The organism is Roseivivax sp., assembly GCF_054552075.1.
Genome location: NZ_JBTOLZ010000025.1, coordinates 25,425 through 52,342, shown reverse-complemented (window position 1 = coordinate 52,342; position 26,918 = coordinate 25,425). Strand labels below are relative to the sequence as shown.

The 26,918-nt window shown below is 68.3% G+C and carries 26 protein-coding genes, 1 tRNA gene and 1 other RNA gene; 14 read left to right on the top strand and 14 right to left on the bottom strand.

The annotated features are described in order from the left end of the window. Nucleotides 1-516: 516 nt before the first annotated feature. The 5 genes from ACX938_RS16410 (at nucleotide 517) to ACX938_RS16390 (ending at nucleotide 6,644) form a co-directional block, all read left to right on the top strand. Nucleotides 517-1,851 (top strand): glutamine synthetase family protein, encoded by a 1,335-nt coding sequence (locus tag ACX938_RS16410; RefSeq protein ID WP_232753569.1) that lies wholly within the window; start codon nucleotides 517-519, stop codon nucleotides 1,849-1,851. A gap of 60 nt (nucleotides 1,852-1,911) precedes the next feature. After that, the gene (locus tag ACX938_RS16405; RefSeq protein ID WP_459431854.1) at nucleotides 1,912-2,598 is read left to right on the top strand and encodes a type 1 glutamine amidotransferase; all 687 of its coding nucleotides are present in this window, start codon (nucleotides 1,912-1,914) and stop codon (nucleotides 2,596-2,598) included. Further along, the gene (locus ACX938_RS16400; protein WP_232753454.1) at nucleotides 2,595-3,956 is read left to right on the top strand and encodes a glutamine synthetase family protein; all 1,362 of its coding nucleotides are present in this window, start codon (nucleotides 2,595-2,597) and stop codon (nucleotides 3,954-3,956) included. The genes ACX938_RS16405 and ACX938_RS16400 overlap by 4 nt, the downstream gene beginning before the upstream one ends. A gap of 94 nt (nucleotides 3,957-4,050) precedes the next feature. Continuing rightward, nucleotides 4,051-5,355 carry an NAD(P)/FAD-dependent oxidoreductase gene (locus ACX938_RS16395; RefSeq protein WP_459431853.1) on the top strand — a complete coding sequence of 435 codons (1,305 nt, stop codon included), beginning with the start codon at nucleotides 4,051-4,053 and terminating at the stop codon, nucleotides 5,353-5,355. A gap of 98 nt (nucleotides 5,356-5,453) precedes the next feature. Next, nucleotides 5,454-6,644 carry a DegT/DnrJ/EryC1/StrS family aminotransferase gene (locus ACX938_RS16390; RefSeq protein ID WP_459431852.1) on the top strand — a complete coding sequence of 397 codons (1,191 nt, stop codon included), beginning with the start codon at nucleotides 5,454-5,456 and terminating at the stop codon, nucleotides 6,642-6,644. Nucleotides 6,645-6,654: 10 nt separating this feature from the next. Here the strand turns inward: ACX938_RS16390 and phaR are convergent, their stop codons facing one another. The 3 genes from phaR to ACX938_RS16375 all read right to left on the bottom strand — a co-directional run bounded on the left by phaR (nucleotide 6,655) and on the right by ACX938_RS16375 (nucleotide 9,871). Further along, nucleotides 6,655-7,275: a polyhydroxyalkanoate synthesis repressor PhaR gene (gene phaR / locus ACX938_RS16385; RefSeq protein ID WP_459431851.1), complete on the bottom strand. Its 621-nt coding sequence runs from the start codon at nucleotides 7,273-7,275 to the stop codon at nucleotides 6,655-6,657. A 169-nt stretch (nucleotides 7,276-7,444) separates the two neighbouring features. Then, complete coding sequence (locus ACX938_RS16380) at nucleotides 7,445-7,906, bottom strand: phasin family protein (protein WP_232753450.1); 462 nt, start codon at nucleotides 7,904-7,906, stop codon at nucleotides 7,445-7,447. Between the two features lie 159 nt (nucleotides 7,907-8,065). Then, a complete protein-coding gene (locus tag ACX938_RS16375) occupies nucleotides 8,066-9,871 on the bottom strand; it encodes a PHA/PHB synthase family protein (RefSeq protein ID WP_459431850.1) in 1,806 nt (601 codons plus the stop codon). Nucleotides 9,872-9,969: 98 nt separating this feature from the next. Between ACX938_RS16375 and phaZ the strand changes: the two genes are divergently transcribed. Then, a complete protein-coding gene (gene phaZ, locus ACX938_RS16370; RefSeq protein WP_459431849.1) occupies nucleotides 9,970-11,280 on the top strand; it encodes a polyhydroxyalkanoate depolymerase in 1,311 nt (436 codons plus the stop codon). A 200-nt stretch (nucleotides 11,281-11,480) separates the two neighbouring features. Here the strand turns inward: phaZ and ACX938_RS16365 are convergent, their stop codons facing one another. Beyond that, the gene (locus ACX938_RS16365; protein ID WP_459431848.1) at nucleotides 11,481-12,449 is read right to left on the bottom strand and encodes a Gfo/Idh/MocA family protein; all 969 of its coding nucleotides are present in this window, start codon (nucleotides 12,447-12,449) and stop codon (nucleotides 11,481-11,483) included. A 56-nt stretch (nucleotides 12,450-12,505) separates the two neighbouring features. Continuing rightward, nucleotides 12,506-12,976, bottom strand: coding sequence for an Lrp/AsnC family transcriptional regulator (locus tag ACX938_RS16360; RefSeq protein WP_232753446.1), 471 nt, complete (start codon nucleotides 12,974-12,976; stop codon nucleotides 12,506-12,508). A 126-nt stretch (nucleotides 12,977-13,102) separates the two neighbouring features. Here ACX938_RS16360 and phhA point away from each other — a divergent pair, with 126 nt between their 5' ends. Beyond that, complete coding sequence (gene phhA, locus ACX938_RS16355; RefSeq protein ID WP_459431847.1) at nucleotides 13,103-13,891, top strand: phenylalanine 4-monooxygenase; 789 nt, start codon at nucleotides 13,103-13,105, stop codon at nucleotides 13,889-13,891. A gap of 1 nt (nucleotide 13,892) precedes the next feature. Next, nucleotides 13,893-14,228 (top strand): 4a-hydroxytetrahydrobiopterin dehydratase, encoded by a 336-nt coding sequence (locus ACX938_RS16350; protein WP_459431846.1) that lies wholly within the window; start codon nucleotides 13,893-13,895, stop codon nucleotides 14,226-14,228. A gap of 121 nt (nucleotides 14,229-14,349) precedes the next feature. On the opposite strand, the gene rpoH is transcribed toward ACX938_RS16350, so the two are convergent. Together rpoH and ACX938_RS16340 are read right to left on the bottom strand one after the other, a co-directional pair. Next, a complete protein-coding gene (gene rpoH / locus ACX938_RS16345; protein ID WP_232753443.1) occupies nucleotides 14,350-15,246 on the bottom strand; it encodes an RNA polymerase sigma factor RpoH in 897 nt (298 codons plus the stop codon). Nucleotides 15,247-15,494: 248 nt separating this feature from the next. After that, nucleotides 15,495-16,529: an RluA family pseudouridine synthase gene (locus ACX938_RS16340; RefSeq protein ID WP_459431845.1), complete on the bottom strand. Its 1,035-nt coding sequence runs from the start codon at nucleotides 16,527-16,529 to the stop codon at nucleotides 15,495-15,497. Here ACX938_RS16340 and ACX938_RS16335 point away from each other — a divergent pair. Beyond that, nucleotides 16,528-16,845, top strand: a complete 318-nt coding sequence (locus ACX938_RS16335; protein ID WP_459431844.1) for a DUF6476 family protein — start codon at nucleotides 16,528-16,530, stop codon at nucleotides 16,843-16,845. The genes ACX938_RS16340 and ACX938_RS16335 overlap by 2 nt on opposite strands. A 191-nt stretch (nucleotides 16,846-17,036) precedes the next feature. Here ACX938_RS16335 and ACX938_RS16330 read toward each other — a convergent pair whose 3' ends face one another. The 3 genes from ACX938_RS16330 to ACX938_RS16320 all read right to left on the bottom strand — a co-directional run bounded on the left by ACX938_RS16330 (nucleotide 17,037) and on the right by ACX938_RS16320 (nucleotide 18,972). After that, nucleotides 17,037-17,876: a fumarylacetoacetate hydrolase family protein gene (locus tag ACX938_RS16330; RefSeq protein ID WP_459431843.1), complete on the bottom strand. Its 840-nt coding sequence runs from the start codon at nucleotides 17,874-17,876 to the stop codon at nucleotides 17,037-17,039. 261 nt (nucleotides 17,877-18,137) lie between these two features. After that, nucleotides 18,138-18,214: transfer RNA gene (locus ACX938_RS16325), tRNA-His, on the bottom strand. 53 nt (nucleotides 18,215-18,267) lie between these two features. Then, entirely contained in the window at nucleotides 18,268-18,972 is a 705-nt protein-coding gene (locus ACX938_RS16320) for a GNAT family N-acetyltransferase (protein ID WP_459431842.1), read from the bottom strand. A gap of 115 nt (nucleotides 18,973-19,087) precedes the next feature. On the opposite strand from ACX938_RS16320, the gene ACX938_RS16315 reads away from it, so the two are divergent. Next, on the top strand, nucleotides 19,088-19,282 hold the full coding sequence (locus tag ACX938_RS16315) for a DUF6324 family protein (protein WP_232753439.1): 195 nt from the start codon (nucleotides 19,088-19,090) through the stop codon (nucleotides 19,280-19,282). A 139-nt stretch (nucleotides 19,283-19,421) separates the two neighbouring features. Here ACX938_RS16315 and ACX938_RS16310 read toward each other — a convergent pair whose 3' ends face one another. Next, the gene (locus ACX938_RS16310; protein ID WP_459431841.1) at nucleotides 19,422-19,883 is read right to left on the bottom strand and encodes an MmcB family DNA repair protein; all 462 of its coding nucleotides are present in this window, start codon (nucleotides 19,881-19,883) and stop codon (nucleotides 19,422-19,424) included. Between the two features lie 113 nt (nucleotides 19,884-19,996). On the opposite strand from ACX938_RS16310, the gene ACX938_RS16305 reads away from it, so the two are divergent. From ACX938_RS16305 to ssrS, 3 genes are all read left to right on the top strand, one after another. Next, nucleotides 19,997-21,466 (top strand): hypothetical protein, encoded by a 1,470-nt coding sequence (locus tag ACX938_RS16305; RefSeq protein WP_459431840.1) that lies wholly within the window; start codon nucleotides 19,997-19,999, stop codon nucleotides 21,464-21,466. Continuing rightward, nucleotides 21,466-22,209, top strand: coding sequence for a COG3904 family protein (locus ACX938_RS16300; protein WP_459431839.1), 744 nt, complete (start codon nucleotides 21,466-21,468; stop codon nucleotides 22,207-22,209). The genes ACX938_RS16305 and ACX938_RS16300 overlap by 1 nt, the downstream gene beginning before the upstream one ends. 84 nt (nucleotides 22,210-22,293) lie before the next feature. After that, nucleotides 22,294-22,449: non-coding RNA, 6S RNA (ssrS, locus tag ACX938_RS16295), on the top strand. Between the two features lie 310 nt (nucleotides 22,450-22,759). On the opposite strand, the gene nusB is transcribed toward ssrS, so the two are convergent. From nusB to ribB, 3 genes are read right to left on the bottom strand one after another with little or no spacing between them, the layout of a single operon-like run. Continuing rightward, on the bottom strand, nucleotides 22,760-23,254 hold the full coding sequence (gene nusB / locus ACX938_RS16290) for a transcription antitermination factor NusB (protein ID WP_459431838.1): 495 nt from the start codon (nucleotides 23,252-23,254) through the stop codon (nucleotides 22,760-22,762). Between the two features lies 1 nt (nucleotide 23,255). Further along, nucleotides 23,256-23,801: a 6,7-dimethyl-8-ribityllumazine synthase gene (locus ACX938_RS16285; RefSeq protein WP_459431837.1), complete on the bottom strand. Its 546-nt coding sequence runs from the start codon at nucleotides 23,799-23,801 to the stop codon at nucleotides 23,256-23,258. Continuing rightward, nucleotides 23,801-24,928 (bottom strand): 3,4-dihydroxy-2-butanone-4-phosphate synthase, encoded by a 1,128-nt coding sequence (gene ribB / locus ACX938_RS16280; RefSeq protein ID WP_232753433.1) that lies wholly within the window; start codon nucleotides 24,926-24,928, stop codon nucleotides 23,801-23,803. The genes ACX938_RS16285 and ribB overlap by 1 nt, the downstream gene beginning before the upstream one ends. Before the next feature lie 1,212 nt (nucleotides 24,929-26,140). On the opposite strand from ribB, the gene ACX938_RS16275 reads away from it, so the two are divergent. Continuing rightward, entirely contained in the window at nucleotides 26,141-26,641 is a 501-nt protein-coding gene (locus tag ACX938_RS16275; protein ID WP_232753432.1) for a type III secretion system chaperone family protein, read from the top strand. The last annotated feature ends 277 nt before the right edge of the window (nucleotides 26,642-26,918 follow it).

Here is a 26,918-nt window from a genome sequence, read left to right as displayed (position 1 = left end):
CTTTGGGCGGCGTGCTTAGCTCGTAGTTGGTCCTGACCTTGCTGCCATAAAGCGCATAGCCCAGAGGTCGGCAGCGCCGGCCCCCGGTCCGGCGCGCGCCCTCTGGTGCGAGGGGTTGTTGGGTGGCAGGGGCACGTTGCTCTCTGCTTGGCTTGGACACTTGGCCTTCACGAAGCAGAGGCCCCCGGCCATCTAAGCGACACAGGCACAAAACCCCCATGTTGCAGGGAGACCTAGAAATCCGCGTAGCATGGGCTTCTTGCCGTCCGAAGGTCAGGATCACCGAGCCTCCCGCGCGGTAAGGCCAACCTGCCCCCACTGCGCCATCGGCACCTAAACCTCCGCACGTCATAGACGCCCAGCCCAATCGCAGGCACAGACATCCATGCCCCTAGAGGACCAGCCACCCACTCCACTCCCTACCAGCACCCAAAAAACACGCCCCCTTGCCTCGCCCGACGGGCCGTGCAAGATTTTGATCAAATTATCCACGGTCCCCCAATGTCCTCGCTGCAAATGAAGAACTACCTGCGGAAACACCCCCAGATCCGCACCATCCGCGTCGCCGCCTGCGACCTCAACGGCCAGCCGCGCGGCAAGCGGGTGCCCTCGCGCTTCGCCGACAAGGTGGTCGAGAACGGCACCCGCTTCCCGGTCTCGGTGCTCAACCTCGACATCTGGGGCGAGGACATCGACGACAGCCCGCTGGTCTTCGAGAGCGGCGACCGCGACGGCGTCCTCTTCCCGACCGAGCGCGGCTTCCTGCCCATGCCCTGGCTCGAGGCGCCGACCGCGCTCCTGCCGATCTGGATGTTCCGCGAGGACGGGCGGCCCTATGACGGCGACCCGCGCCACGCGCTGCGCGCGGTGCTCGACCGCTACAAGGCGCGCGGGCTGACCCCGGTGGTCGCGGTGGAGCTCGAGTTCTTCCTGATCGACGACTCCGGCCGCACCCTCGAGGTGCCGATCTCGCCGCGCTCGGGCAAGCGGCGCAAGGCGGCCGAGACCATGTCGATCCGCGCGCTTGATGCCTTCGACAGCTTCTTCACCGATCTCTACGACGCCTGCGAGGCCATGGACATTCCCGCCGACACGGCGATCTCCGAGGCCGGGCTCGGGCAGTTCGAGATCAACCTCATGCATGGCGACGACGCGCTGCGCGCCGCCGATGACGCCTGGTTCTTCAAGATGCTGGTCAAGGGGCTGGCGCGCAGCCACGGCTTCGCCGCTTCCTTCATGGCCAAACCCTACGAGGACTATTCCGGCTCGGGCATGCACGCGCATTTCTCCGTGCTCGACGCCGCCGGGCGCAACATCTTCGACGACGGCGGCCCGCGCGGCACCGAGACCCTGCGCCACGCGATCCAGGGCTGCCTCGCGGCGATGTCCGACAGCGCGCTGATCTTCGCGCCGCATCTCAACTCCTACGACCGGCTGGTGCCGGGCGCCCATGCGCCGACCGGGCTCTGCTGGGCCTATGAGAACCGCACCGCGGCGCTGCGGGTGCCCTCGGGCGCGCCCGCGGCCCGGCGGATCGAGCACCGCGTCTCGGGCGGCGATGTGAATCCCTATCTCTCGCTCGCCGCGATCCTCGGCGCGGCCTTCAACGGCATCGAGGACGCCATCGACCCGCCCGAGCCGATCACCGGCAACGCCTATGCGCTGGAGCTTGAGCACATGCCCGACAACTGGGCCGATGCGATCACCCGCTTCGAGCAGAGCGAGATCATGCCGCGGATCTTCCCCGCCGAGCTGATCCGCAACTACCTGCTGACCAAGAAGCAGGAGCGCCACTACATGGCCGAGCTCTCGCCCAAGGAACAGGTGGAGATCTATCTCGACACCGTCTGACGCTTGCCCCCGACGCGGCTGCGACCTAGCATCCGCCCCATTCCCTGAACGCGGTGAACCATGAAGATCGGCATCCTGCAAACCGGCCTCGTCCCCAGCGAGCTGGCCCCGGAGCATGGCCAGTACAAGGACATGTTCGAGGCGCTCCTGGCCCCCAAGGGCCACAGCTTCCAGACCTGGAGCGTCGTCGAGAACGACTTCCCCCAGGGCCCCGAGGACGCGGAGGGCTGGCTGATCACCGGCTCGCGCCACGGTGCCTACGAGGATCACCCCTGGATCCCGCCGCTGGAAGAGCTGATCCGCGCCATTCGCGACAGCGGGCGGCCGCTCGTGGGCGTCTGCTTCGGCCATCAGATCATCGCCCAGGCGCTCGGCGGCCGGGTCGAGAAATTCGCCGGCGGCTGGTCGGTCGGCGCCCAGGACTACAGCTTCCCCGAGGGCACGCGCCGGATCCACGCCTGGCACCAGGACCAGGTGGTCGAGGTGCCCGAGGGCGCCCGCACCCTGGCCAAGAGCGACTTCTGCGCCCATGCGGCGCTGGCCTATGGCGATCACATCTACACCGTGCAGCCGCACCCGGAGTTCGACGACGCCTTCATCCAGGGCCTGATCGAGAGCCGCGGGCCGGGCGTGGTGCCGGACGACCAGCTCGAGGCCGCGCGCGGCAGCCTCGGCGGGCGGCTCGACAGCGCCGAGCTCGCCGACCAGTTCGACCGGGTCTTCCGCGGCGGGAGGGTCGAGGCATGAGCGACTGGACCGACGGCCTGCCGCAGGCGGCGCGCGACTACCTCGAGGGGCGCCGCCTCGACGAGGTGGAATGCATCATCTCCGACATTCCCGGTATCGCCCGGGGCAAGGCGGTGCCGGCCTCGAAATTCGCGCGGCAGAAGACCTTCCACCTGCCCGACTCGATCTTCTACCAGACGATCACCGGCGACTGGGGCGAGGCCGCCGACGAGGAAGAGGGCTTCATCGAGCGCGACATGATCCTGAAGCCCGACATGTCGACCGCCTCGGCGGCGCCCTGGACCGGCGACTGGACGCTGCAGGTGATCCACGACGCCTACGACCGCAAGGACCGCCCGATCCCCTTCGCGCCGCGCAACGTGCTGCGCCGGGTGGTGGACCTCTATCACAAGAAGGGCTGGCAGCCGGTGGTGGCCCCCGAGATGGAGTTCTACCTGGTCGCCCGCAACACCGACCCGGCCAAGGACATCGAGCCGATGATGGGCCGCACCGGGCGCCCCGCCGCCGCGCGCCAGGCCTATTCGATGACCGCCGTGGACGAGTTCGGCCCGGTGATCGACGACATCTACGATTTCGCCGAGGCCCAGGGCTTCGAGATCGACGGCATCACCCAGGAAGGCGGCGCCGGGCAGCTCGAGATCAACCTGCGCCACGGCGACCCGGTGAAGCTGGCCGACGAGGTCTTCTACTTCAAGCGGCTGATCCGCGAGGCGGCGCTGCGCCACAACTGCTTCGCCACCTTCATGGCCAAGCCGATCGCGGTGGAACCGGGCTCGGCCATGCACATCCACCACTCGGTGAACGACATCGAGACCGGCAAGTCGATCTTCTCGGGCCCGCAGGGCGGCGAGACCGACGCCTTCTTCAACTTCATCGGCGGGCTGCAGCGCCACCTGCCCGCGGCCATCGCGGTGCTGGCGCCTTACGTGAACTCCTACCGGCGCTACGTCCGCGACCATGCCGCGCCGATCAACCTCGAATGGGGGCGCGACAACCGCACCACCGGCATCCGCATCCCGCTGTCGGGCCCCGAGAGCCGGCGGATCGAGAACCGGCTAGCGGGCATGGACTGCAACCCCTACCTCGGGATCGCCGCCTCGCTGGCCTGCGGCTACCTCGGCCTGACCGAGGAGGCCTGGCCCTCGAAGCAGTTCAAGGGGGACGCCTACGAGGGCGAGGGCGACATTCCCCGGGTGCTGGGCCAGGCGCTGGAGCTGTTCGACGGGGCCGAGGCGCTGCATGCCGCGCTCGGGCCCGAGTTCGCGCGGGTCTACACCATCGTGAAACGCGCCGAATACGAGGAATTCCTGCAGGTCATCAGCCCCTGGGAGCGCGAGCACCTGCTGTTGAACGTCTGAGGCTTGGAGGCCGAGACTCGCCCGGCGCCGGGGCCACGGCGCGCCCGGCCCCCGCCGCCCCTCGGCCCGATCATCTGAGAAGGCACCGCCGCCCGTGAACCTGCTTTACGCCAACGACACCCAGGGCCGCTACCCGGCCAGCTTCTACGCCGAGACCGCCCCCCTGCCCGAGCCCGCCCCGGCCCTTCAGGGCGACACCAAGGCTGATGTCTGCGTCGTGGGCGCGGGCTACACCGGGCTTTCGGCGGCGCTGCACCTGGCCGAGATGGGCCGCGACGTGGTGCTGGTCGAGGCGCATCGGGCGGGCTTCGGCGCCTCGGGGCGGAACGGCGGGCAGCTCGGCTCGGGCCAGCGGGTCGACCAGATGGCGCTCGAGAAGATGCTGGGCGCCGGCGAGGCCCGCGCCTACTGGGAGCTCGGCCAGGAAGCCAAAGCGCTGGTCAAGGATCTGATCGCGCGCCACGGCATCGGTTGCGAGCTGCGCCCCGGCGTGGCCGAGGCGGTCTCGGACGCGCGCGGGCTGCGCGAGGCCTTCGCGCACGCCGAGCACATGCAGGCGCGCTACGGCTACGACGCGCTGGAGCCGCTCGCGGGCGACGACTGGCGCGCGGCCTGCGCCTCACCCGCCTATCGCGGCGGGGTGATCGACCACGACGCCGCGCATCTGCACCCGTTGAAATACGCGCTAGGGCTGCGGGCGGCCTGCCTCAAGGCCGGGGTGCGGCTGCACGAAGGCACCGAGGTCACCGGCGTCAGCGATGGGGCGCCCGCGACGGTCACCACCCGCGGCGGCAAGGTCACCGCCGAACACGTCGTGCTGGCGGCCAACGGCTATCTCGGCGGGCTCGCGCCCCGGGTCGCCGCGCGGGTCATGCCGATCAACAATTTCATCGTCGCGACCGAGCCTCTGGGCGCGCGCACCGCCGAGGTGCTGCCCCGCGACATGGCGGTGGCCGACGACCGCTTCGTGGTGAACTACTTCCGGCTCAGCCCCGACGGGCGGCTGCTTTTCGGGGGCGGCGAAAGCTACGGCTACCGCTTCCCCGCCGACATCCGCGCGCTGGTCTCCAAGCCCATGCTCGAGATCTTCCCCCATCTCGCCGATGTGCCGCTGACCCATGCCTGGGGCGGCACGCTGGCGATCACCATGAAGCGGCTGCCGCATCTCGCGCGGCCCGGGAAGCGGGTGCTCTCGGCCTCGGGCTATTCCGGCCACGGGGTCGGCACGGCGACCCATGCGGGGCTGCTCATGGCGCGCGCCATCGCCGGCGAGGCCGAGGGCTTCGACACCATGGCGCGCCTGCCGACACCGCGTTTCCCGGGCGGCAGCGCCCTGCGCGCGCCGCTCCTGGTGCTGGCCATGAGCTGGTATGCGTTGCGCGATCGCCTCGGGCTCTGAGGCACAGGCGCGCAGCCCGCGCGGCGCGGCACCTTAGCGCTTGGCGACCCGCAGCCCAGCAAGTAACACTGGCCCGAGCGCGACAGGAGGAGGCCTCAATGAGCGGCATTCCGGAAATGCACGACGCCGAGCCGATCCCCGAGGCGGCCCGCGCCGAGGTCGACCGGCTTTTCGCAAGCGGCGACCTGTTCCGGTATCACGGCAGCGCCGACAGCCCGGTGACGCGGCTCGAGCAGGAGTTCGCGGCGACCCTCGGCTGCCGCTACGCGCTGGCCGTCTCGAGCTGCTCGGCCGCGCTGTTCCTCTCCTTGAAGACGCTGGGCCTGCCGCGCGACGCGCGGGTGCTGATCCCGGGCTTCACCTTCGCCGCGGTGCCCTCGGCGGTGCTGCACGCCGACTGCCTGCCGGTCCTCTGCGAGGTCGGCAGCGACTACCGCGTCGACCTGGCCGATTTCGAGGCCAAGATCGCCACTGTCTCGGCGGTGATCATCAGCCACATGCGCGGCCATACCTCGGACATGGACGCCATCCTCGCGATCGCCGACCGCCACGGCGTGCCGGTGGTCGAGGATGCCGCGCACAGCCTCGGCACCACTTGGGCGGGGCGCAACATCGGCACGCTCGGCCGCATCGGCTGCTTCAGCTTTCAGAGCTACAAGCTCCTGAACGCCGGCGAGGGCGGGCTCCTGGTCACCGACGACGCCGAGATGATCGCCCGCGCGGTGATCATGTCGGGCGCCTATGAGACCAACTGGAAGAAACACGGGCTCCTGACCGAGCCCTTTGCCCGCTGGCAGAACAAGCTGCCGCTCTACAACCTGCGGCTCTCGAACCTTTCCGCGGCGGTGATCCGCCCGCAACTGGCCGAGCTGCCGCGCCGGGTCGCCGACGGGCGGCGCAACCACGACCATGTCGCCGCGCGCCTTGCCGAGACGCCCTGGTTCGAGGTGCCGCGCAAGCTGGCCCCCGAGATGCGCGCGCCGGATTCGCTGCAGTTCAACCTCGTCGGCATGAGCGACGCGGATGTCGACGCCTTCACCGCCGCGGCGGCGGAGGCCGGGGTCAAGGTGCAGGTCTTCGGGCGCAGCGCCGACAATGCGCGGGCCTTCTGGAACTGGCAGTTCCTGCCCGAGATGCCCGAGCTGCCGCGCACCCGCGCCATGCTGATGCGGGCCTGCGACACCCGGCTGCCGGCGCGGCTGACGCTCGATCAATGCACCGCGGTGGCCGAGGCGCTGATCAGCGCGGCAGAGGCCGCCATGGCCCCGGCCCGCGCCTACGGGACCTGAGCCCCGCGCGCTATTTGCCGAACTTGGCGAGCTTGGCCTGAAGCTCGGCGAACTCTTTCTTCAGCGCCTCGATGTCCTCGGCGGACTCGGTGGGCGGCTCGGCGCCGCGCCGCGGCGCGGGCTTGGCCTTGGCGGTGCCGCCGCCCTGGCCCGGGGCCTCCTCAGAGCCCGGCGCGCGCGGGCCGGTGCCCCCGGGCCCGCCCTGGGTCATGGCCTTCATGAAGGCCTCCTGCTGCGCCTGCATCGCCTCGAAGCCGGGCATCTTCGCCATGGGGTTCATGGCGTTCATGTTCTCCACCCATTTCGACTGGCTGTCGCGGAACATCTCGAAGCTCTGGGCCAGGAACTGCGGCACCATCGAGGTCGCCTGCGTGGTGTAGCTGCGCACCAGGTCGTTCAGCACGTTGATCGGCAGGACGCTTTCACCGCGGCTTTCGTGTTCGGCGATGATCTGCAGCAGATACTGCCGCGTCAGGTCGTCGCCGGATTTCAGATCGACGATCTGAACCTCGCGTCCGTCGCGGATGAAGCCGGCGATGTCCTCGAGCGTGACATAGTCGCTGGTCTCGGTGTTGTAGAGCCGCCGAGAGGCGTAACGCTTGATAAGCAGCGGCTTTTCCGAATTCGACACTCTGGGCCTCCCCATATCTGCGGTGCAGAAACCCTAAGACCTTGCTTAGGAAATGGGCAAGTGTCCTCTGGTCCCCGCAGACGAAAAAGGGCGGGCCGATCGGCCCGCCCAGGAAGTGCGCACGACGAAGGGAGGAGTGCCGCGCGCCGATCCTTGTGTCGCTGACGCCTTACTTGGAGGCGGCGGCGGTGGTTGCCTTCTTGGCGTTGGCGGTCATGTCCGAAGTGGCCTTCTTCATGGCGGCCGATGCGTCTTCGGTGATGTCCTTGCCGGCGGCCATCATCAGCTCGACGGTGTCCATCTGGACCTTCTTCGCGATCTCAGCGAAGGCGGCCATGTGCTCGGCGGTCACTTCGGCCTGGGCCGATGCGAAGTCGGTCATCGCCTTGGCGTAGTCGGCGGGCTCGGCCTTCGCCTTGGAGAGGTCGCCCATCTTGGTCAGGGTGTCCTTGGTCCACTTGGCGGAGAGCTCGGTCGACTTCTCGGCGGCTTCCAGAGCCACGCCCGAGAGCTTCTCGTTCAGGGTCGCCTGGGTCTTGAAGGCGTCTTCCATCGCCTTGGTGTCGACCGGGAACGCGCCCATCATGTCTTTCATCATCGCAGTGAAGTCTTGCTGCTGCTTGGTAGCCATCTCAAAATCCTTTCATGCATCTTCCGGTGAGCCCACCTCACCGCGTTTTCTGCATCTGCACAGGAATATGCGTGCTGCGCCGCAGCATTTCAAGGATTTTCGCCGCGGTGCAGCAAAAAACTGGCGACTGTATGCTAAGGCCCTGGCTGTGCTGCGAAATCAGGGTTCGATTTCACGGGCCTTGGCGGTGACATAGGTTCCGGGCGCCTTCCCGAGCGAGGGATGCTCCGAATCGCCGGGCGCGCGCGCGTTGATCCAGCGGCCCGAGCGCTTGCCGATCCAGGCTTCCCAGACCGGCCACCAGGAACCCTTGTGATGCTCGGCCCCGGCCTGCCATTCCTCGGGCGTGCCGCGGAAGTCGTCGTTCAGGTAGTAGCCGTATTTGTTCTTCATCGGCGGGTTCACGATGCCAGCGATATGGCCCGATTCCGCCAGGACGAAGCTGCGGTCCTTGGAGCCCATGAGCGTCACGCCCCGGAAGCAGTCCTTCCAGGCGGCGATATGGTCGGTCTCGCAGGCGATGGACATGAGCGGCACGTCCACGTCCTCGATCTTCAGCGTCTCGCCCAGAAGCTCGATGCCCTCGCCCCCGGCGAAGGTATTGGCCTGGCAGAGATCGCGCAGGTATTGCACCGCCATGCGCGCGGGCAGGTTCGAGCCGTCGCCGTTCCAGTAGAGCAGGTCGAAGGCGGGCGGCGTCTCGCCCATCATGTAGCTCTGGATCGCCGGGCGGTAGACCAGGTCGTTCGAGCGCAGGAAGGAGAAGGTGCGCGCCATGATGAAGGAGCGCAGCACACCCGTGCGCTTCACCTCGTCCTCGATGCCGTCGACGAAATCGTCCTGCAGGAAGGGCGTGAACTCCCCCTGGTCGGAGAAATCGGTCAGCGTGGTGAAGAAGGTCGCCGATTTGATCGAGTTGTCCTTGCGCTGCTTCAGGAGCGACAGGGTCAGCGACAGCGTGGTGCCGGCGATGCAGTAGCCGATCGCGTTGATCCGCTTCTGGTTGGTGATCGCCTTCACCTCCTCGATCGCGGTCAGGAAGCCCTCCTCGATGTAGGTGTCGAGGCCCACATCGCTGTAGTCGTGGTCGGGGTTCACCCAGCTCACCACGAAGAGCGTGTAGCCCTGGTCGACGACCCAGCGGATGAAGCTGTTCTGCTCGCGCAGGTCGAGGATGTAGAACTTGTTGATCCAGGGCGGAAACAGCACGATTGGCGTTTCCTTCACCTTCTCGGTGGTGGGCGCATACTGGATGATCTCCATCATCCGGTTGCGGTAGACCACCTCGCCCTCGGCGGTGGCGATGTTCTCGCCGATCTTGAAGGCCTCTTCGTCGGCCAGTTTCACCACCAACTCGCCGTTGTTGGCCTCGAGGTCGGAAATCAGGTTCTCGAGCCCCTTCACCAGGCTTTCGCCCTCGGTCTCGATGGCCTTTTCCAGCGCGTCGGGATTGGTCGAGAGGAAATTCGTCGGCGCCATCATGTCGACGATCTGCCGCGCGAAATAGCTCAGCCGGCGCTTTTCCTTGGGGTCCATGTCGTCGATGTCGGCGACCGCCTGTTCGAGCGCCTTGGAATTGATCAGGTATTGCTGCTTGATGAAGTTGAAATAGGGATGCGTGTCCCAAAGCGGATTGGCGAAGCGCTTGTCCTTGGGGCCGGGATCCTCGGGCGCCTTGAGCTGCCCCGAGGCCAGCGCCTGCTGCGCCTCGACGAAATGTTTCACCGTGTCGCCCCAATAGGAGATCTGGTGTTCGATCACCTTGGCGGGGTTCTGCATCCAGGCCTGCCAATAGCCGGTCATGGCCTTGGCATAGAGCTCCTGGTCGGGGCCCTGCAGCGAGGTGTCCAGCGGCTTGCGCTTGGTCATCGCGGCGATCAGCCGTTGCGACAGTTCCTCCACGCGGGCGAGGTTCTGATTGAATTTTTCCAGATTCTGCGGCTGGTCAAACGTCTCGGTTGTCATCCTACGGGATACCCCCTAGCTTTCTGCCGTGCAGCAATACCATTGCGGGCGGCGATCGTGCCATTTGCTCGCCGGGTATTGGCGATAGGAGACGACTTATGCGTCACATGGCTCTCTACGACATGATGGAGACGGTGCGAAACACCAACCAGTGGATCGGTGCCACCGCGCGCACCATGGCGTCCTTCCCCGGGCTGGCGCTGATCCCGAACCCGGCGATCCGATGGGTCGAAGCCTGGGGCGAGGTCACCGAACGCACCTTCGAGCGGATGATCGCAAAGCCCGACTGGGGCATCGACAGCATTTCCTGCGACGACGGCAAGGACCACCTGGTCGAGGTGCGGACCGTGCTGGAGCGGCCCTTCGGCGACCTGATCCACTTCAACGTGGTCGGCCGCGAGGAACAGCCCCGCAAGATCCTTCTGGTGGCTCCCATGTCGGGCCATTACGCGACGCTCCTCCGCTCTACCGTCAAAAGCCTGATCACCAATTGCGAAGTCTACGTGACCGATTGGCACAATGCGAGGGACATTCCCGTCAGCGCGGGCAAGTTCGACGTGGAGGATTACACCCTCTACCTGGTCGACTACATGCGCGAGCTGGGCCCCGACACCCATGTGATCGCGGTCTGCCAGCCAGCGCCGCTGACGCTGGCCGCGACCGCCTACCTGGCCGAGGAAGACCCCGAGGCGCAGCCCCGCACGCTGACGCTGATCGGCGGGCCGATCGACCCCGACGCGGCCCCGACCGAGGTGACCGACTTCGGCGCCCGGGTCACCATGGGCCAGCTCGAAGAGGCGATGTGCCAGCGCGTCGGCTTCCGCTACAAGGGCGTCGGCCGGCGGGTCTACCCGGGGCTCCTGCAGCTCTCGTCCTTCATGGCGATGAACGCCGATACCCATGCCAAGGCCTTCTCGGACCAGATCCTGCGCGCCGCGCGCGGCGAGGCCTCCGAGCATGACCGCCACAACAAGTTCTACGACGAATACCTCGCGGTGATGGACATGCCGGCGGAGTTCTACCTCTCGACCGTGCAGCGCATCTTCAAGGAATGCGAGATCGCCAAGAACGCCTTCACCATCGAGGGCAAACCCGTGGACATCGGCAAGATCACCAATGTCGCGGTGAAGACCGTCGAGGGCGCGAATGACGACATCTCCGCCCCCGGCCAATGCGTGGCGGCGCTGGACCTTCTGACCGGGCTGCCGGACGAGATGAAGGCCAGCCACCTCGAGCCCGGCGCGGGTCATTACGGCATCTTCGCGGGCGGCAAGTGGCGCAACAACATCCGGCCCCTGGTGCTGGAGTTCATCGACGCCAATTCCGACGCCTCGCGCACCGCCAAGACCAGCGCCAAGGCGGCCAAATCCGGCGCGCAGAAAAGCGCGCAGGTGGTGAACCTGTCCTGACGGCTTCGGGGGCGGCCCTTGGACGCCGCCCCCGCCCTGCCCGGTTTTTGGGCATTTTTCCTGACAGTGTGATCTGAGCCCGCCGCGCGCTGCGCGGTTCGGTCCGGTCTGTCGGCCTTGGGCCGGCGCGGGTGGTCGGCCGGGCGCGGGCGAGCCCGGCGCTCTGCCCCGTCGCGCCTGTCCGAGCGCCGCCGCGCGCCTTAGCCCCGCGCCTTCGCGTAGGTCATGTCGAGCATCCGCTGCGTGCCCTTGGCGTCCTCCAGCGTCCAGGGATAGGGCCTGCCCTCCAGCACCGCCGCGTTGAAGGCCTCGACCTGCAGCGTGTAATGCTGCGCCGCCGGAAAGCGCTCCTCGCGGCGGATGCCCTGGCCCAGCTCCAACGTGATCCGCGCCTCGCCATAGGCCTGCGCGTTGAAGGGCGCCTCCAGCGTCATCACGCCCGCCTCGCCGTGGAAGGTCATGCGCTGGAAGGGCGCCATGCGGGTCGAGACATAGCCCTGGTAGTGGAACGACGGGAAGCGCGCGGTCACATGCGCGCGGGTGTCGACGCCGTTCTGCCAGTCGAGATCGGCCGAGAGGATGGCCTCGGGCTCCTCGCCGGTGACGAAACGCGCCGCGCCGAAGATGTAGACGCCGATGTCGGGCAGCGCGCCGCCGCCCTCCTCGGGCTTGTTGCGGATGTTCGCGAGGTCGTCGTTGAAAAAGGAGAACTGCGCGCCGACCTCGCGCAGGGGGCCGATCTCGCCCGACTGCAGGATCTCGCGGGCGCGCTGCCACTGCGGGTGGTGCACGATCATGTAGGCTTCGGCGGCCAGGAGCCCCGAGGCGTCCCGCGCCGCGATCAGCGCGTCGATCTCCTCGGCGGCCATGGCCAGCGGCTTCTCGCAAAGCACATGCTTGCCCGCGGCAAGCGCCTTCTGCGTCCATTCCACATGCATGGCGTTCGGCAGCGGGATATAGACCGCGTCGATCTCGGGATCGGCCAGAAGCGCCTCGTAGTCGTGATGCACCCGCAGCCCCGGGGCGAGCGCCTCGAAGGGCGCGGCCTTCTCGGGCGAGGAGGTGGCCAGCGCGGTCAGCGTCCCGCCCCGGCCCGCGTGGATCGCCGGGCCCATCTTCTCGCGCGCGAAGCGCGCGGCGCCGAGAATGCCCCATCTGAGATATGCCATGACCGACCTCCTTTGCCTTGCCCGCGCACCCTAACCGGGTGCGGCGCGACGACAAGTCAGTCGAGCAGCGGCCAGGGGCTGCGGGTCTTGGTGCGGCGCAAGACGAAATGCGTCTGGCTCGCGCGGACCAGCCCCGAGGCGAGGATGCCGCCCATCAGGAAGGTCTCGAGGTCCTCGGGATCCTTGGCCGCCACCTTCAGGATGAAGTCGCTACCGCCGGTGACCGAGGCGCATTCGACGATCCGGTCCTCGGCCGAGACCAGCCGGGCGAAACGGGTGATCGTGTCCTGCCCGTGGTCGATCAGCGAGACGAAGACATAGGCCAGCGCGTCGAGCCCGATGCGCTTGGGATCGAGCCGGGCGACATAGCCCTTGATGACGCCCTCCTCCTCGAGCCGTTTGACCCGCCGCCAGCAGGGCGAGGAGGACAGGCCCACCGCCTCGGCCAGCTCCTGGAGGCTGGCCTTGCCGTTGGTCTGCAACAGCGCCAGCAGCTTGCGATCGGTCGAGTCGAGCGCCGGGGTCATTCTTGCCTTTCCACATGCCGTTTGGGGCAAACCAACCCCAGAATAGCGCATTTTCCGGCAAATGAGGCAATAATTTTCCCGATTGGCGGGCCATCCTCGGCCTCAAGGAGGAGTGAGGAGGACTTCATGCCCAAATCGACGAAATACCAGGCCAAGCATCCCGACGACCGGGGCTTCATCGCCTATACCCCCGAAGAGGACGCCGTCTGGGCGGATCTCTACGCCCGGCAGAAGCCGCAGATCGAGGCGCTCATGGCGCGGCCCTATCTCGACGGCTTCGCCCGCATCGCCCTGCCCGCGGACCGCGTGCCGCAATGCCCCGAGGTCTCCGAGCGGCTGACCGCTCTGACCGGCTGGCGGGTCGAGCCGGTGCCCGCGCTCATTCCCTTCGGGCGCTTCTTCTCGATGCTCGCCGAGGCGGCCTTTCCGGCCGCTTCCTTCATCCGCAGCCGCGAGGATTTCGACTACATCGAAGAGCCCGACATCTTCCACGAGATGTTCGGTCATACGCCGCTTCTGACCGACCCGCGCTTCGCCGCCTTCAGCCAGGCCATCGGCAAGGCGGGCGCCCAGGCCGGCAAGGACGACTTCGCCTGGCTGATCCGGCTTTACTGGTTCACCATCGAGTTCGGCCTGATGCGCGAAGGCGGCCAGATGAAGGCCCTGGGCTCGGGCCTCGCCTCCTCGCCCGAAGAGCTGGAATGGAGCGTCTCGGGCCAGCCCGAATACCGCCCCTTCGACGTGATCGACATCCTGCGCACGCCCTACCGGATCGACATCCCGCAGCCGGTCTACTTCGTGCTGGACGACCTCGACGCGCTTTTCGCCGCGGCCGAGCGCGACCTGCTGGCCGATGTGGCCACGGCCCGGGAAGCCGGGCTGCACGCTCCGAAATTCCCACCAAAGGCGGCCTGAAATGATCACCTGCAACATCGGCGACATTCCGAAATGCGACGCCAACGCCCCCGTCTTTGCGCGCCCCGAGGCCGAGGCCCGGCTGGCCGATCTGCCCGAGTGGCAGCTCAGCGAGGACGGCAAGACGATCACCCGCAGGCTCACCGTGAAGGGCTTCGCCAAGGCGACCTATTTGGCCAACCTGGCGATCTGGCTCGCCGATGCGGCGGGCCATCACCCGGACATGGCGCTGGGCTGGGGGTATTTCACCCTGAGCTACACCAGCCATGAGGCGGGCGGGCTGACGGAAGCCGATTTCGCCTGCGCGGCGCAGTTCGACGCGCTTCTGGCGGGCTGAGGCACAGCCCGCCCCCGGGGCCCCGGCTTCGCACCCAAAGCCTGCGGCCCCCAATGAAAAACCGCGCGGAACGGTCACGGCCCGCGCGGTATTTTCCTGTCGGTGACCCGAGGGTCCGCGGTCAACTGGCCGCCATCATCCCCTGGTCCTTCGCCAGCTCGCGCATGCGCTTCTGCAGCTTCTCGAAGGCACGCACCTCGATCTGGCGGATGCGCTCGCGGCTGACGTCGTATTCGCCCGAGAGATCCTCGAGGGTCATCGGGTTCTCGGCCAGCCGCCGCTTGGTCAGGATGTCCTTCTCGCGGTCGTTCAGCACGTCCATGGCATCGGCCAGCATGGCGCGGCGGGCGTCGAGCTCGTCCTTGGCCTCGTAGTCCTCGGCCTGGTTGGCGTCCTCGTCCTCGAGCCAGTCCTGCCACTGCATGGAGCTGTCGTCTTCCTGGCCGACCTGGGCGTTGAGCGAGGCATCGCCGCCCGACATCCGCCGGTTCATCGAGATCACCTCGTCCTCGGTCACGCCGAGGTCGGTGGCGATGCGCTGCACGTGTTCGGGCCGCAGGTCGCCGTCCTCGAGCGCGCCGATCCGGCTTTTCGCCTTGCGCAGGTTGAAGAACAGCTTCTTCTGCGCCGAGGTCGTGCCCAGCTTCACCAGGCTCCAGGACCGCAGGATGTATTCCTGGATCGCGGCGCGGATCCACCACATGGCATAGGTCGCGAGGCGGAAGCCCTTCTCGGGGTCGAAGCGCTTGACCGCCTGCATCAGGCCGACGTTGGCCTCCGAGATCACCTCGGCCTGCGGCAGCCCGTAGCCGCGGTAGCCCATGGCGATCTTGGCGGCGAGCCGCAGGTGGCTGGTCACCAGCTGGTGGGCGGACTCGGCGTCCTGATCCTCGACCCAGCGCTTGGCCAGCATGTATTCCTCTTCCGGCTCCAGAAGCGGAAACTTCCGGATCTCCTGCAAGTAACGGCTCAGTCCCGCTTCCGGGGACGGGGCCGGGAGATTGGCGTAATTGCTCATCCCATCCCTCCATCAGACCTGATGTTTATCAGCTTAACATCCCATATGGGCGCCAGCCGAAGGGGTTTCAAGAAGGCGAAGCGTGTCGCATCGTCGTTAAGTTCGCATGGGTGTAACGCATCTTTTGACGCGATGATCCCCAGATTTCCGCGCGTTCACGCACAGGTTCCTGTTGTTTCAAGCCCAGAGCGTTCTGCGCTGCGGAATTTCTGGCGTGACGGGCGGGTTTTCGGGGCTGCGCCGGGGCCTCAGCGGCCCCCGCCGAGCACGCCCAGCAGCGCGGCCATATCCTCGGGCAGCGGCGCCTCGAAGCTCATCCAGGCCCCGTCGGCGGGATGGGCAAAGCCCAGGCTCGCCGCGTGCAGCGCCTGGCGCGAGAAGCCCTCGATCGCGGCCAGCGCCTCGGGCGTCACCGCCTTGGGGCTGAGCCTGCGCCGCCCGCCGTAGACCGGATCGCCGACGAGGCCGAAGCCCGCATGGGCCATATGCACCCGGATCTGATGGGTGCGCCCGGTCTCGAGCCGGCACTCCATCAGCGCCAGCGCGGCGGGGTTGCCGAAGCTCTCCAGCATCCGCGCCCGGGTCACCGCGTGCCGCCCCTGCCCGTCGAAATAGACCGCCTGTTTCTGCCGGTCGCTGCGGTGCCGCGCGAGCCCGGTGGTGATCTTCATCACCGCGCCCGGCTCGAAGGAGACGCCGCGCACGCCTTTCAGCCGGGGATCGCCGGTGTGCGGCACCCCGTGGACCAGCGCGAGGTAACGCCGCTCGACGCTATGGGCGGCGAATTGTTCGGACAGCGCGTGATGCGCCCGGTCGGATTTCGCCACCACGAGAAGCCCCGAGGTGTCCTTGTCGATCCGGTGCACGATGCCCGGCCGCTTCTCGCCGCCGATGCCCGAGAGATCGCCGCCGAAATGGTGCAGGAGCGCGTTGACCAGCGTGCCCGAGGGCGAGCCCGGCGCGGGATGCACCACCATGCCTGCGGGTTTCATCACCACCACGAGGTCGGCGTCCTCGTGCAGGATCTCGAGCGGGATCGCCTCGGGCCGGGTGTCGACCTCGGCGGCCTCGGCCAGGGTGATCTCGACCTCGGCGCCTTCGGCGACGCGCGCCTTGGCGTCCTGGGCGAGCGCCCCGTCGACGCGCACCGCGCCCGCGCCGAGGAGCTGCGCCAGCCGCGTCCGCGAGAGCGCCAGCGCCTCTGGCACATCGCGCGCCAAGGCCTTATCAAGCCGGGCGGGCGGGTTCGGCCCGATCGTGAACCGATGCGTGGTATGTGTCATGGACGACCCTTCCGAGACCCCGGAGCCTGACCTGCTTCAGATCCGCTTCATCAAGCGGCTGGTCACGGTCCTGACCGCGACGATGATCGCGGGGGTTCTAGTCATCATCGTGCTGCTTGTCATCCGCTTGCGCGAACCGCTGCCGCTGGCCCTGCCCGAGGACCTCGCCCTGCCCGAGGGCGCGGTGGCCGAGGCCGTCACCACCTCCCGAGAGCGGGTGCTGGTGGTGACGGAAGACGGCCGGCTCCTGGTCTTCGCGCGGGACGGCAGCCTGGCACAGACGATCCCGCTCGAGGGGCCCGAGGCGGGGCGCTGAGCCGCGGGGGGGCGCTGAACCTCGGGGTTCCCCGAGCCTCAGGGCCCAGCGAGCCTCAAGGCGCGACGAGCATCAGGCGCGCGCCGAGCCACTGGGCGTATCGAGCCTCTGGACCCGCTGAGCCTCGGAGCACGCCGAACCTCGCGGCCCGCTAAACCTCAGGGCCAGCGAGCCTCAGCGCGCAGTGAGCCTCAGTCCGAAGCCACGACCTTCTGCGCCTGTTCGCCCAGCCCCTCGATCCCCAGCCGCACGGTCTGGCCGGGCTTGAGGAAGGCCTGCGGGCGCTTGCCCATGCCGACGCCCGGCGGCGTGCCGGTGGAGATGATGTCGCCCGGCTCCAGCGTCATGAACTGCGAGACGTAGGACACCAGATGCGCGACCGGAAAAACCATGGTGCGGGTCGAACCCGCCTGCATCCGGGTGCCGTCGACCTCGAGCCACATCTCCAGCGCCTGCGGGTCGGCGACCTCGTCGGCGGTCACAAACCAGGGGCCGATGGGGCCGAAGGTGTCGGCGCTCTTGCCCTTGACCCATTGGCCGCCGCGCTCGATCTGGAAGGCGCGTTCGGAGACGTCGTTGACCGCGCAGTAGCCCGCGACATGCCCCATGGCCTGGTCCTCCTCGACGTAGCGGGCGCGCCTTCCGATCACCACGCCCAGCTCGACCTCCCAGTCGGTCTTTTCCGAGCCGCGCGGCAGGATCAGGTCGTCGTTCGGCCCGCAGATCGCCGAGGTCGCCTTCATGAAGAGGATTGGTTCGGCGGGCACATCCATGCCGGCCTCGGCGGCGTGGTCGGAGTAATTGAGCCCGATGCAGATCATCTTGCCGACCGAGGGGATGCAGGCGCCGACGCGCGGCTGGCCGGTGACGCGCGGGAAATCCTCGGGATCGATCCGGGTCAGTGCCGCGGCATCGCTGAGCCGCGCGGCGGTCAGATCGCCGAAGCTCTCCGAGACGTCGCGGTAGTGGCCTTCCCCGTCGAGGACGGCGAGCCGCTCCTGCCCCTTCTCTCCCAGTCGCGCGAATTTCATCGTCTCGTCCCCCTGTCTGGCTGTTGCGCCACAGGCTTAGACGGGGCGTGGGGCGATGGCCAGAGTTGGGGGATGGGCTCGGCCCCAAACCCAGGGCGTCTTGCGCTACGACGAACAATCCGCCCTGCTCTGGCGGGGCTGCGAAAGCTGATCGGGCCCGAGCGACAAAGCCGATTCGCCACGCCCATTCCAGCGCCGGCAAAACCCGCAGGCACACAGCTCACCGACCGCAGCGGCGCAATCTCAGGGGCTTGGGAGAAATGGTACCGCCTCCCCGGCTCGAACGGGGGACCTCTTGATCCACAATCAAGCGCTCTAACCTACTGAGCTAAGGCGGCACTGGCGCGGGAGATAACGCCCCGCCCAGAGCGTTGCAAGCCCGATTTCCCGCTCAAAGCGCCCGGTCCCACTGCTGTTCGACCAGCGCCTGGCCGAAGCGCGTGACCGGATGCGCGCTCAGGCAGCGCCAGCCGATGGCGGCGTAGAGCCCGCAGGCCGCGCGGTGGCTTTCATGGGTCGAGAGCACCATGCGCCTGTAGCCCGCGGTCCGCGCGAACTCGGTGCAGGCCCCGAGCAGCCGCCGCCCGAGCCCCTGCCCCCGCGCCTCGGGATGCAAGAGAAAGAGCCGCAGCCGCGCCACCTCGGGCCCCTCGGCGACGCAGAAGATCGAGCCCAGCCGCCGGGGCGCGCCGGGGGCGTCGCTGGGGGCGCCGCTGGGCGCCCCACCCGGAACCTCGCCTTGGATCTGCCCCCGCGGCTCGCCCGGGACATTACCCGGAACCTCGTTTTGGATCTGACCCCGCGCCTCGCCTGCAACCTTTCCTAAGCCCTCACCCGGAACCGCGCCCGATATTTGGCGCTGAGCTTCGCTCGAGATACCGCCCGGCACCTCCCCAGACCTGCCGCCCGCCTCCTCCGCCACAAACCCCCGCTCGCGGCGCGGGTCATGCGTCGCGGCGAACTCCGCCAGGATCTCTTCCACCAGCGCGCCGAAGCGCGCGTCGAAGCCCGCCTCGCGGGCGTAGAGGCGCGCGTGCAGGTCGGCCAGCCAGTCCGCGTCGCGGTCCGGCGCATAGGGGCGGATCACCGGGGGCATGGGGGTGATCATCCCCCTCCGCGCTTGCTTTTCAAGACCGGGTTGCCTATCCCGCTGCCAATCTTGCGCGGCCCCGATGCACGCGCGGCCGAATGTCCCCCGAAAGGACCGTCCCATGGGCATCAACGACGACAGCAACATCGAGGCCAACCTGCAGATCGGCCCCACCGATCACGGCATGGTGCGGCTCTTCATCACCGCCGACCGGCTGGAGATCCCGATGGATTTCTCCCCCGAGGAGGCCGAGGAGATCGCCGAGGAAATCCGCGCCGCCGCCGCGACCGCCGGCAAGGTGAAGCCCCGCCGCTGAGCGCCCGAATGCCCCGGAAAGACGCCCGGCCTCCACGCCGCCGGTTTAGTCCAGCAGCCGCGCGACCGGGATTGCGCTCCCGCCAGGTTAGTGGCTCAGACCTGCAGTTCCGAGACCGTGCAACCGCCGCGTCAGTGGTTCAGCCCAAAAGCCCCGCGCCGCCCTCGGGATCGCGTAGCCCCTGCAGCCGCCGCGCCGCGTGGAAGGCGATCTTGCGGATCAGCACGTTGCGCCGCGCGCCCGCGAGCTTGTGTTCCGGGGCCATGCGCAGGATCTCCGCGTCATAGCCGTCGGCGATGATCAGCCCGGTCTCCTCGGGCAGGAGATCGGTCGGAAAGGCCTGGTCCACCGCCCAGAAGTAGCGGTCGCACCAGTCGAGATAGCCCTGCCACTTGCCGTCCGACATGAAATCGGCGCGCGAGGACTTGCACTCCACCACCCAGATCTCGCCTTTGGGCCCCAGCGCCATGACGTCGACCCGGCGGCCGCGCTCGGGCACGAATTCCTCGACGCAGGCGAAGCCATGGCCGTGCACCAGGTGGCGGGCCACGCCGCGCGCCAGAAGCTGGCCGGGCATCATCTCGATCTGCGCATCACTCATAGCACCGAACCTACGAACAATTCATGAACATGCCAAGGTCTCTTCGCGGCAGACCCCTTGCCTGCCGCCCCAGACCCCATATCTGCAAGCACATCGCGACACCGGAGAGCCAGATGGCCGACAGCCTGCCCCCCAGCCGCGCCGAGGCGCGCGGATTGCGCCACGCCCGCGAACTCGAAGGCCATATCACCTGGCTCGAGACCTTCTCCGGCACCGCCCTCGGCGTCCTGGCCGTGGCCTCGGGCATCTACACCTATCTCGGCGTCTCCTCGCTGCTCGACGAGGACGGCGCCATGTCGGTCTTCGCCGCCATTGCCTATTCCACCGCGGTCTCGGTCGGCATCTTCGTCTTCTGGTCCTATCTCATGCGGCTGTTCCCGGCGGTGCGCAGCGCCCGCGCGCGGATCGGGCTGACCGCGGCCATGGGGCTCGGCTCGCTGGCCATCGTGGCCATGTCCTCCTGGTTGAACGCCGCGGCGCTGGCGGGCTCGGCGGCGGTTGAACAGCACTTGGCCGAGACCGTGCAGGACTACCAGTCGAGCCTCGAGCGCGCGCATGAGATCACGCTCTCAGCGCAGGGGCTCGAACGCGACGTGGCGCGGGTCCGGCAAAGCTTCGAGGATCTCTCGGAACAGGAAGAGGCCGGCAGCCTCTCCGGCCTCGCAGGCCGCGGCGCGGTCTTCCGGGTGCTGCGCCAGAAGGCCGCCGAGCTCTCGGCGCTGGAATCCCAGATCGCCGCCCAGACCCCGCTGGTCGAACAGGCCTTCACCGAGGGCAACGCCATCCTCAGCCGGATGCGCGCCCTGACGGTCGAGCCCGGCCCGGTCGAGGCCCGCTCGGTCGAGTTCTCCGAGGCGGCGGTGAACCTGCAGGGCATCATCACCCAGCTGCGCCAGCTCTCGGTCGCGCCGCTGGTCGAACGCGCCGCGCAGGATCTCTCGGCCTCGGTGGTCCTGCCCGAGCTCGACGGCAGCACCGAGGAGACCCGCGGCAGCCAGGCCGCCACGATCAGCTCGGTGCTCGAGGTCCTGGGCCAGCGCGCCGCCACGCTGGAGCGCGCCGCGCAGAACGTCATGACGCTGACGCCCGCGCCCGAGGTCTCCTACACGCCGGTCTCCGCGGCCGACGCGGTGATCCTCTACGCGCGGAACTTCGTGCCCTCCTGGGCCGGGGCGATCGCCATCGACCTGCTGCCGGCGGTTCTGGTGCTGATCCTGGCGGTGACCCAGGCGGCGATCCGCGACGGCCGCGAGGGCGCGGACCTGGCCGACACGATGACCCTGGCCGAGCTGCGCGCCGCGATCACCGCCTTCCGCGACGTCGAGGGCGAGAGCGCCGGGCTGGCGGGCGCGCGGGGTGAGCGGGCCGGGCCCGCGGGGCGGGAGGCGCAGGCAGCGGGTGCGGAGCCCTCGAACGGTGCCCAGCACCGGCCGTCCGATGACGCCGCGACCTCCGCCGAGAGCACCGGCGCCACCAACGCCTCGGCTCCCGGCACAGACACCACGCCGGCCCAAACCACTTCGGAGCCCGGCACAGCCACCGCCCCCAACGGCGGCCCCACCCAAGGCACAGGCCCCCGCTGATGCCGGGCGCCCGCGTCCCAAGCGTCCTCAAGGCGGTCCTCGCCTTCCAGATCGGCATCGGCGCCTTCCTGGCCCTGGGCGATCTGGCGGGCGGCGGCCTGACCCTGCCGCGCCTCGGCCCCGGCGCGCCCGAACTCACCAACCCGGTGCGCCCCGGCGACCAGCGCCGCACCTTCGATCCCTCGCGCGTGCCCTCGGAGCTCACCCCGGAGCAAGACTCAGGCCCCCTGCCCGACCGCCTGCTCCTCACGAGCCTCGAGGGCGCGCGCTACCTGCTCGAGGGCAGCATCGCCGAGGGCGACGCCCCGCGCATCACCGCGCGGCTCGACGAGGTCCAGCCCGCGCCCGAGCAACTGGTGCTGAACTCCCCCGGCGGCTCGGTCCAGGACGCGCTGGAGCTCGGCCGCGCGTTGCGCGCCCGCGGCATCGCCACCGAGATGCGCGAAGGGGATTTCTGCTATTCCGCCTGCCCCTATCTCTTCGCCGGGGGTGAGAGCCGCAGCCTCGCCGAGGGCGCCTCGCTCGGCGTCCACCAGCATTACTTCGGCCGCTCGACCATCCTGCCCGCCTTCGTCGCGGTCGAGGACATCCAGCGCGGCCAGGCCGAGGTCATGACCTATCTCGTCGAGATGGGCATCGACCCGCGGGTCATGGCGCATGCGCTGGCGACCCCGCCGGACGAGATCTACGTGCTCCTGCCCGAGGAGTTGCAGGACTACGGCTTCATCTCCGCGACGCCCTGACGCGCCCCGCCGGGCCGACCCGAGGCGATATTTCCCAAACGCCCCCTTGCCTCGGCGCGCCCGCGCGCCTAACTCGCGATCAGGCGGGCACTGCCCTTCCCGTGAACGGTTGCATTCCGGTGGCCTTAAGCATTTTCGAGGGAGCTGGCTCTGTTCAGGCCCTGGTCTGATTACCTGGCGCCCACCTGTACATACAGGTCCTCGGGAATGAGATAACCACACGGTTGCGGTGGTCCCGCCGCCTTCTCCCCCAAATGAAACGGCGCGCGCCCCTCACAGGCCCGCCCCGATCCCCCGCGCCAAGGCACGCCCCACCGCCGGCCCGACGCCCCCACCCACAAAAAAGCGCACCCCCTTCGCCCTTCAGCTTGTCCAAATACCTCGGGGGTGAATGCGGGCGGCACGCCCGCAGAGGGGGCAGAGCCCCCTGCCCCGGTCCGGGACGCCAAAGGCGGCCCGGACCAAACAAAAAAGCGCCGCCCTCCCCGGCGACGCTTCCCTCAATTCTCCTAGCAAAGCCCTGCAAAAGGCCCCCAAGACACCTCCCGCCTCAGAAGGCCTCCGGCTTGGCCTCCCGCGCCATGTGATCGAGCACCGCGTTGACGAACTTCGCCTCGCGCCCCTCGGGGTAGAAGGCCTTTGCGATCTCCACGTATTCCACGATCACCACCTTGGGCGGCGCATCGGTCGCGAGGAACTCCGCCCCCGCGGCGCGGAACAGCGCGCGCAGCGTCGGGTCAATCCGCGCGATGGGCCATTTCGCCACCAGCGCCCGGTCGGTCATCTGGTCGATCTTGGCCTGCCAGTTCACCGCCTCGTCGACGATCTCGCGGAAAAGGTCGATGTCGCCGTCGACCATCTCCATGCCTTCCTCGAGCTCGAGCCCGAAGCGGTGGTTCAGGAACTCCTGGCGCACCCGGTCGGCGCTAAGCTCCGAATGTTCCATCTGGAACAGCGCCTGCACCGCGTAGAGCCGCGAGGCGGACTTGGCCCGGCGCTTCTCTTCGCGCGCGGCGCGTTTCTGGTCGGAGCTGGAGGAGGTCATCTCAGGAAAAGCCCTTGGTGTCGCCGGCGATCTGGTCTTCGCCGCGCGCGGGCACGAAGCCGACGCCCCCGCGCGGAGCGCCCCACTTACGGGCGAGCGCCAGGAGATGCAAGGCCGCCGCGGCCGCGCCGCCGCCCTTGTTCTGGCCCTTGGCCTCGGCCCGTGCGTCGGCCTGCGGCTTGGTCTCGACGGTCAGGATGCCGTTGCCGATCGAGAGCCCCTGCAGGCCCAGGAGCGTCAGCGCCCGCGAGCTGTCGTTGCAGACCGTCTCGTAATGGGTGGTCTCGCCGCGGATCACGCAGCCGAGCGCCACATAGGCGTCGTAATCAGCCATGCGCCCGGCCATGCCGATGGCGCTCGGCACCTCGAGCGCGCCCGGGACCTCGATGGTCTCGTGGGTGGCGCCCCAGGCCTCGATCTCGGCGCGGGCGCCGGCGATCAGCTCGTCGGCGACGTCGCGGTAGTAAGGCGCGACCACGATCAGCACCTTGGTGGGCTTGTCGACCTGGCCGCGCGGCAGGGTGTAATGCGTCTCGTTCGATGCCATCAGCCCAGCTCCGAGATCTTGCGGGTGCCGGTGATCTCAAGCCCGTAGGCCTCGAGCCCGACGACCTTTGGGGTCGGCGAATTGGTCAGGAGCGTCAGCTTCGACAGCCCCAGCGAAGACAAGATCTGCGCGCCGAGCCCGTATTGCCGCAGCGTCGAGGGGCTGGCCTCGTGCACGTTACCGATCTTCATCGAGGTATCGCGCAGGAGCACCACCGCGCCGCGGCCCTCCTCGGAGACGATGCGCATGGCGTCGCGGAACTCGTCGGCGCGCCGCGCCGGGCCCGCGCCCACGATGTCGAGCATCGGGTCGAGCGCATGCATCCGCACCAGCACCGGCTCGGGCGTGGTGATGTCGCCCTTGATCAGCACGATGTGCTCGTCGCCATGGGTGCTGTCGGCATAGACCCGCATCTGCCAGTCGCCGCCGAACTCACTGGCGATGGTCTCTTCCTTCTCGACCCGCACCAGGTTGTCGTTGCGGCGGCGGTAGGAGATCAGGTCCGAGATGGTGCCGATCTTCAGCCCGTGCCGCTGCGCGAAGGACACCAGTTCCGGCAGCCGCGCCATGCTGCCGTCCTCGTTCATGATCTCGCAGATCACCCCGGCGGGGTTCAGCCCGGCGAGCCGCGAGATGTCGACCGCGGCCTCGGTATGGCCGGCGCGCACCAAGACGCCGCCGGTCTTGGCGCGCAGCGGGAAGACATGGCCCGGGGTGGCGATGTCCTGGGCGCCCTTGGAGGCGTCGATGGCCACCTGCACGGTGCGCGCCCGGTCGGCCGCCGAGATCCCCGTGGTGACGCCCTCGCGCGCCTCGATCGAGATCGTGAAGGCGGTCTCATGGCGCGAGGAATTGTTCGAGGACATGAGCTCGAGGCCCAGCTCGTCGATCCGGTCCGTGGTCATCGACAGGCAGATCAGCCCGCGCCCGTGGGTGGCCATGAAGTTGATCACATCCGGCGTCGCCCATTGCGCCGGGATCACCAGGTCCCCCTCGTTCTCGCGGTCCTCGTGGTCGACCAGGATGAACATCCTGCCGTTGCGCGCATCCTCGAGGATTTCCTCGACGCTCGAGATCGCGTCCTTCCAGTTCGTCTCGACGTCGCCCGGGCTTTCGTAATCGGTCATCTCGGCTCCTCATGTCACGCCCGGGCAGATAATGCAGATGGCCCCGCTTGGAAAGGCAAAGAGCGTGGCGGGATGTGGCTTGGGCTGTGCGGGATTGCGGGGGTTTGGGGGGGACGTGGCGGGTGGAGGTGGGAGCGGGGGTTGGTGGTGAGTGTGTGGCGGTAGGGAGTGGTGGGCGGCGCGGTAGAGGTCTTGGGTGCGCGGTCGGTCGTGACGGTCTGGCGAGTCGTTGCGGCGGGAGCCCGCGCCGCAAGTGCTGGCGGTCTGTGCCTGCCATGACCGCCTAACGGTTGATGGCTTGAAGAGCCGCCGGTCGGATCGCCGCGCATGCGCGGCTCCTAGAAACCCACACCAACGCACTAAACCAAAGACTTGCCCTCACCCCAGCGCCCCTCACAACCCGCACAACAGAGGGCGCGCGCCGGACCGGGGGCCGGCGCTGCCGACCTCCGGGCTGCGCGCTTTATCCCAGCAAGGTCATTGCTCGCTGGGAGCTATGCACGCCGCCCACAAGAGCGCCGGCCCAAGGGGCCGGTCCGGCGCGCGCCCGGCACCTTCGGTGCTATTCGGGCGCAAGAGGGGGATCACGGCCAAAGGTCAGCGAAGAAACGCGGCCGAGTTAGGGTTTGCTTGGAAGATCGGGGCGACCACGAAGAAACAGGCGGTCCCCGAGGGCCGGAACTCCGACTCTTCAAGCAACCTTTTCCCTGTTCGTCACCCGCTCTCGACAGAGGGCGCGCGCCGGACCGGGGGCCGGCGCTGCTGCCATTCGAGCAAGGCGCTTTATACCAACAAGGTCAGGGCTAGCGATGAGCTACGCACGCCATCCCAAGGAGCGCCGGCCCAAGGGGCCGGTCCGGCGCGCGCCCGGCATCTTCGATGCTATTCGGACGCAAGGGGAGGTCTGGGCCATAGAGGAACGCGCCAAAGCTCAAACCGGGCGGCCACCGGCCACCCCCGGTCTGCGCCCAACCGCAAGCCGTCACCAATCCTCCCCCACCCCTCCCCGCAAAACCGACACCATTTTGGGCGCCCCTACCGATCAATCCACAACTTATTGCCCGTCGCCCGAAAATATCGCTTTACAGATCCGCCGCGCCGCAGGCACCATATCTAGTATGGCAAGGTGGCAACCGCTCCTTTCCTAGAGCAGGCACCTAGCGCTAGGGGGCGCTGCCAGCCCCCTTCGCTACACAGGCAATGAGGTGGCCCATGGCACTATCCGAAGAGTTCCTGTCGGAAGACCTACATCCCATCGATATCGTCGAGCATATCGCCGAGCACCACGACTGGGACTTCGACCGCATCGGCGAGGACCAGATCGCCATGGCGGTCGAGGGCCAGTGGCGCACCTATTCGATCACCCTGGCGTGGTCGCCCTACGACGAGACCCTGCGGATCATCTGCACCTTCGAGATGGAGCCCCCCGAAGAGGCCCTGCCGAAGATCTACGAAGGGCTGAACCGCGCCAATGACCTCTGCTGGGCCGGGGCCTTCTCCTTCTGGGACGAACAGAAGCTCATGGTCTACAAATACGGCCTGGTGCTGGCCGGCGGCCAGGTCGCCATGCCGGAACAGATCGATACGATGATCGGCTCGGCGGTGATGGCGGCCGAACGCTTCTACCCGGCCTTCCAGCTCATGGCCTGGGGCAATCAGACGCCGGCGGAGGCGATGCAGATCGCCATCGCCGAAGCTTACGGAACTGCCTGACCGGGGTTCTCTCCCTCCCCGGTCTCACCGCCGCACGCGGCCGCGCCTCCTCCCTCGCGGCCGCGTGTTTACGCGCTGGGCGGCGCGGGGTGGCGTGGTATGGGGGCAATCAGCGTGATAATACGGTGCTCGGGGCCCTCGGCCTCGGCTGACGTTGGGCGCCATCAGAGAGCCCAAGGCCGCATCAACCTGCGCGGCCCCTCAGCTTGAGCGACCTGCGCCAAGCTCTCTTCCAAGCCAACCACCACCCGCGCCTCTCAGCGGCCACCGCCCGCAA

Coding starts and splice junctions, on each gene's coding strand:
- ACX938_RS16410 (WP_232753569.1), top strand. CDS start 517: ATGAAGAACTACCTGCGGAAACACCCCCAGATCCGCACCATCCGCGTC.
- ACX938_RS16405 (WP_459431854.1), top strand. CDS start 1,912: ATGAAGATCGGCATCCTGCAAACCGGCCTCGTCCCCAGCGAGCTGGCC.
- ACX938_RS16400 (WP_232753454.1), top strand. CDS start 2,595: ATGAGCGACTGGACCGACGGCCTGCCGCAGGCGGCGCGCGACTACCTC.
- ACX938_RS16390 (WP_459431852.1), top strand. CDS start 5,454: ATGAGCGGCATTCCGGAAATGCACGACGCCGAGCCGATCCCCGAGGCG.
- ACX938_RS16380 (WP_232753450.1), bottom strand. CDS start 7,906: ATGGCTACCAAGCAGCAGCAAGACTTCACTGCGATGATGAAAGACATG.
- ACX938_RS16375 (WP_459431850.1), bottom strand. CDS start 9,871: ATGACAACCGAGACGTTTGACCAGCCGCAGAATCTGGAAAAATTCAAT.
- phaZ (WP_459431849.1), top strand. CDS start 9,970: ATGCGTCACATGGCTCTCTACGACATGATGGAGACGGTGCGAAACACC.
- ACX938_RS16365 (WP_459431848.1), bottom strand. CDS start 12,449: ATGGCATATCTCAGATGGGGCATTCTCGGCGCCGCGCGCTTCGCGCGC.
- ACX938_RS16360 (WP_232753446.1), bottom strand. CDS start 12,976: ATGACCCCGGCGCTCGACTCGACCGATCGCAAGCTGCTGGCGCTGTTG.
- phhA (WP_459431847.1), top strand. CDS start 13,103: ATGCCCAAATCGACGAAATACCAGGCCAAGCATCCCGACGACCGGGGC.
- ACX938_RS16350 (WP_459431846.1), top strand. CDS start 13,893: ATGATCACCTGCAACATCGGCGACATTCCGAAATGCGACGCCAACGCC.
- rpoH (WP_232753443.1), bottom strand. CDS start 15,246: ATGAGCAATTACGCCAATCTCCCGGCCCCGTCCCCGGAAGCGGGACTG.
- ACX938_RS16335 (WP_459431844.1), top strand. CDS start 16,528: ATGGACGACCCTTCCGAGACCCCGGAGCCTGACCTGCTTCAGATCCGC.
- ACX938_RS16340 (WP_459431845.1), bottom strand. CDS start 16,529: ATGACACATACCACGCATCGGTTCACGATCGGGCCGAACCCGCCCGCC.
- ACX938_RS16330 (WP_459431843.1), bottom strand. CDS start 17,876: ATGAAATTCGCGCGACTGGGAGAGAAGGGGCAGGAGCGGCTCGCCGTC.
- ACX938_RS16320 (WP_459431842.1), bottom strand. CDS start 18,972: ATGCCCCCGGTGATCCGCCCCTATGCGCCGGACCGCGACGCGGACTGG.
- ACX938_RS16315 (WP_232753439.1), top strand. CDS start 19,088: ATGGGCATCAACGACGACAGCAACATCGAGGCCAACCTGCAGATCGGC.
- ACX938_RS16310 (WP_459431841.1), bottom strand. CDS start 19,883: ATGAGTGATGCGCAGATCGAGATGATGCCCGGCCAGCTTCTGGCGCGC.
- ACX938_RS16305 (WP_459431840.1), top strand. CDS start 19,997: ATGGCCGACAGCCTGCCCCCCAGCCGCGCCGAGGCGCGCGGATTGCGC.
- ACX938_RS16300 (WP_459431839.1), top strand. CDS start 21,466: ATGCCGGGCGCCCGCGTCCCAAGCGTCCTCAAGGCGGTCCTCGCCTTC.
- nusB (WP_459431838.1), bottom strand. CDS start 23,254: ATGACCTCCTCCAGCTCCGACCAGAAACGCGCCGCGCGCGAAGAGAAG.
- ACX938_RS16285 (WP_459431837.1), bottom strand. CDS start 23,801: ATGGCATCGAACGAGACGCATTACACCCTGCCGCGCGGCCAGGTCGAC.
- ribB (WP_232753433.1), bottom strand. CDS start 24,928: ATGACCGATTACGAAAGCCCGGGCGACGTCGAGACGAACTGGAAGGAC.
- ACX938_RS16275 (WP_232753432.1), top strand. CDS start 26,141: ATGGCACTATCCGAAGAGTTCCTGTCGGAAGACCTACATCCCATCGAT.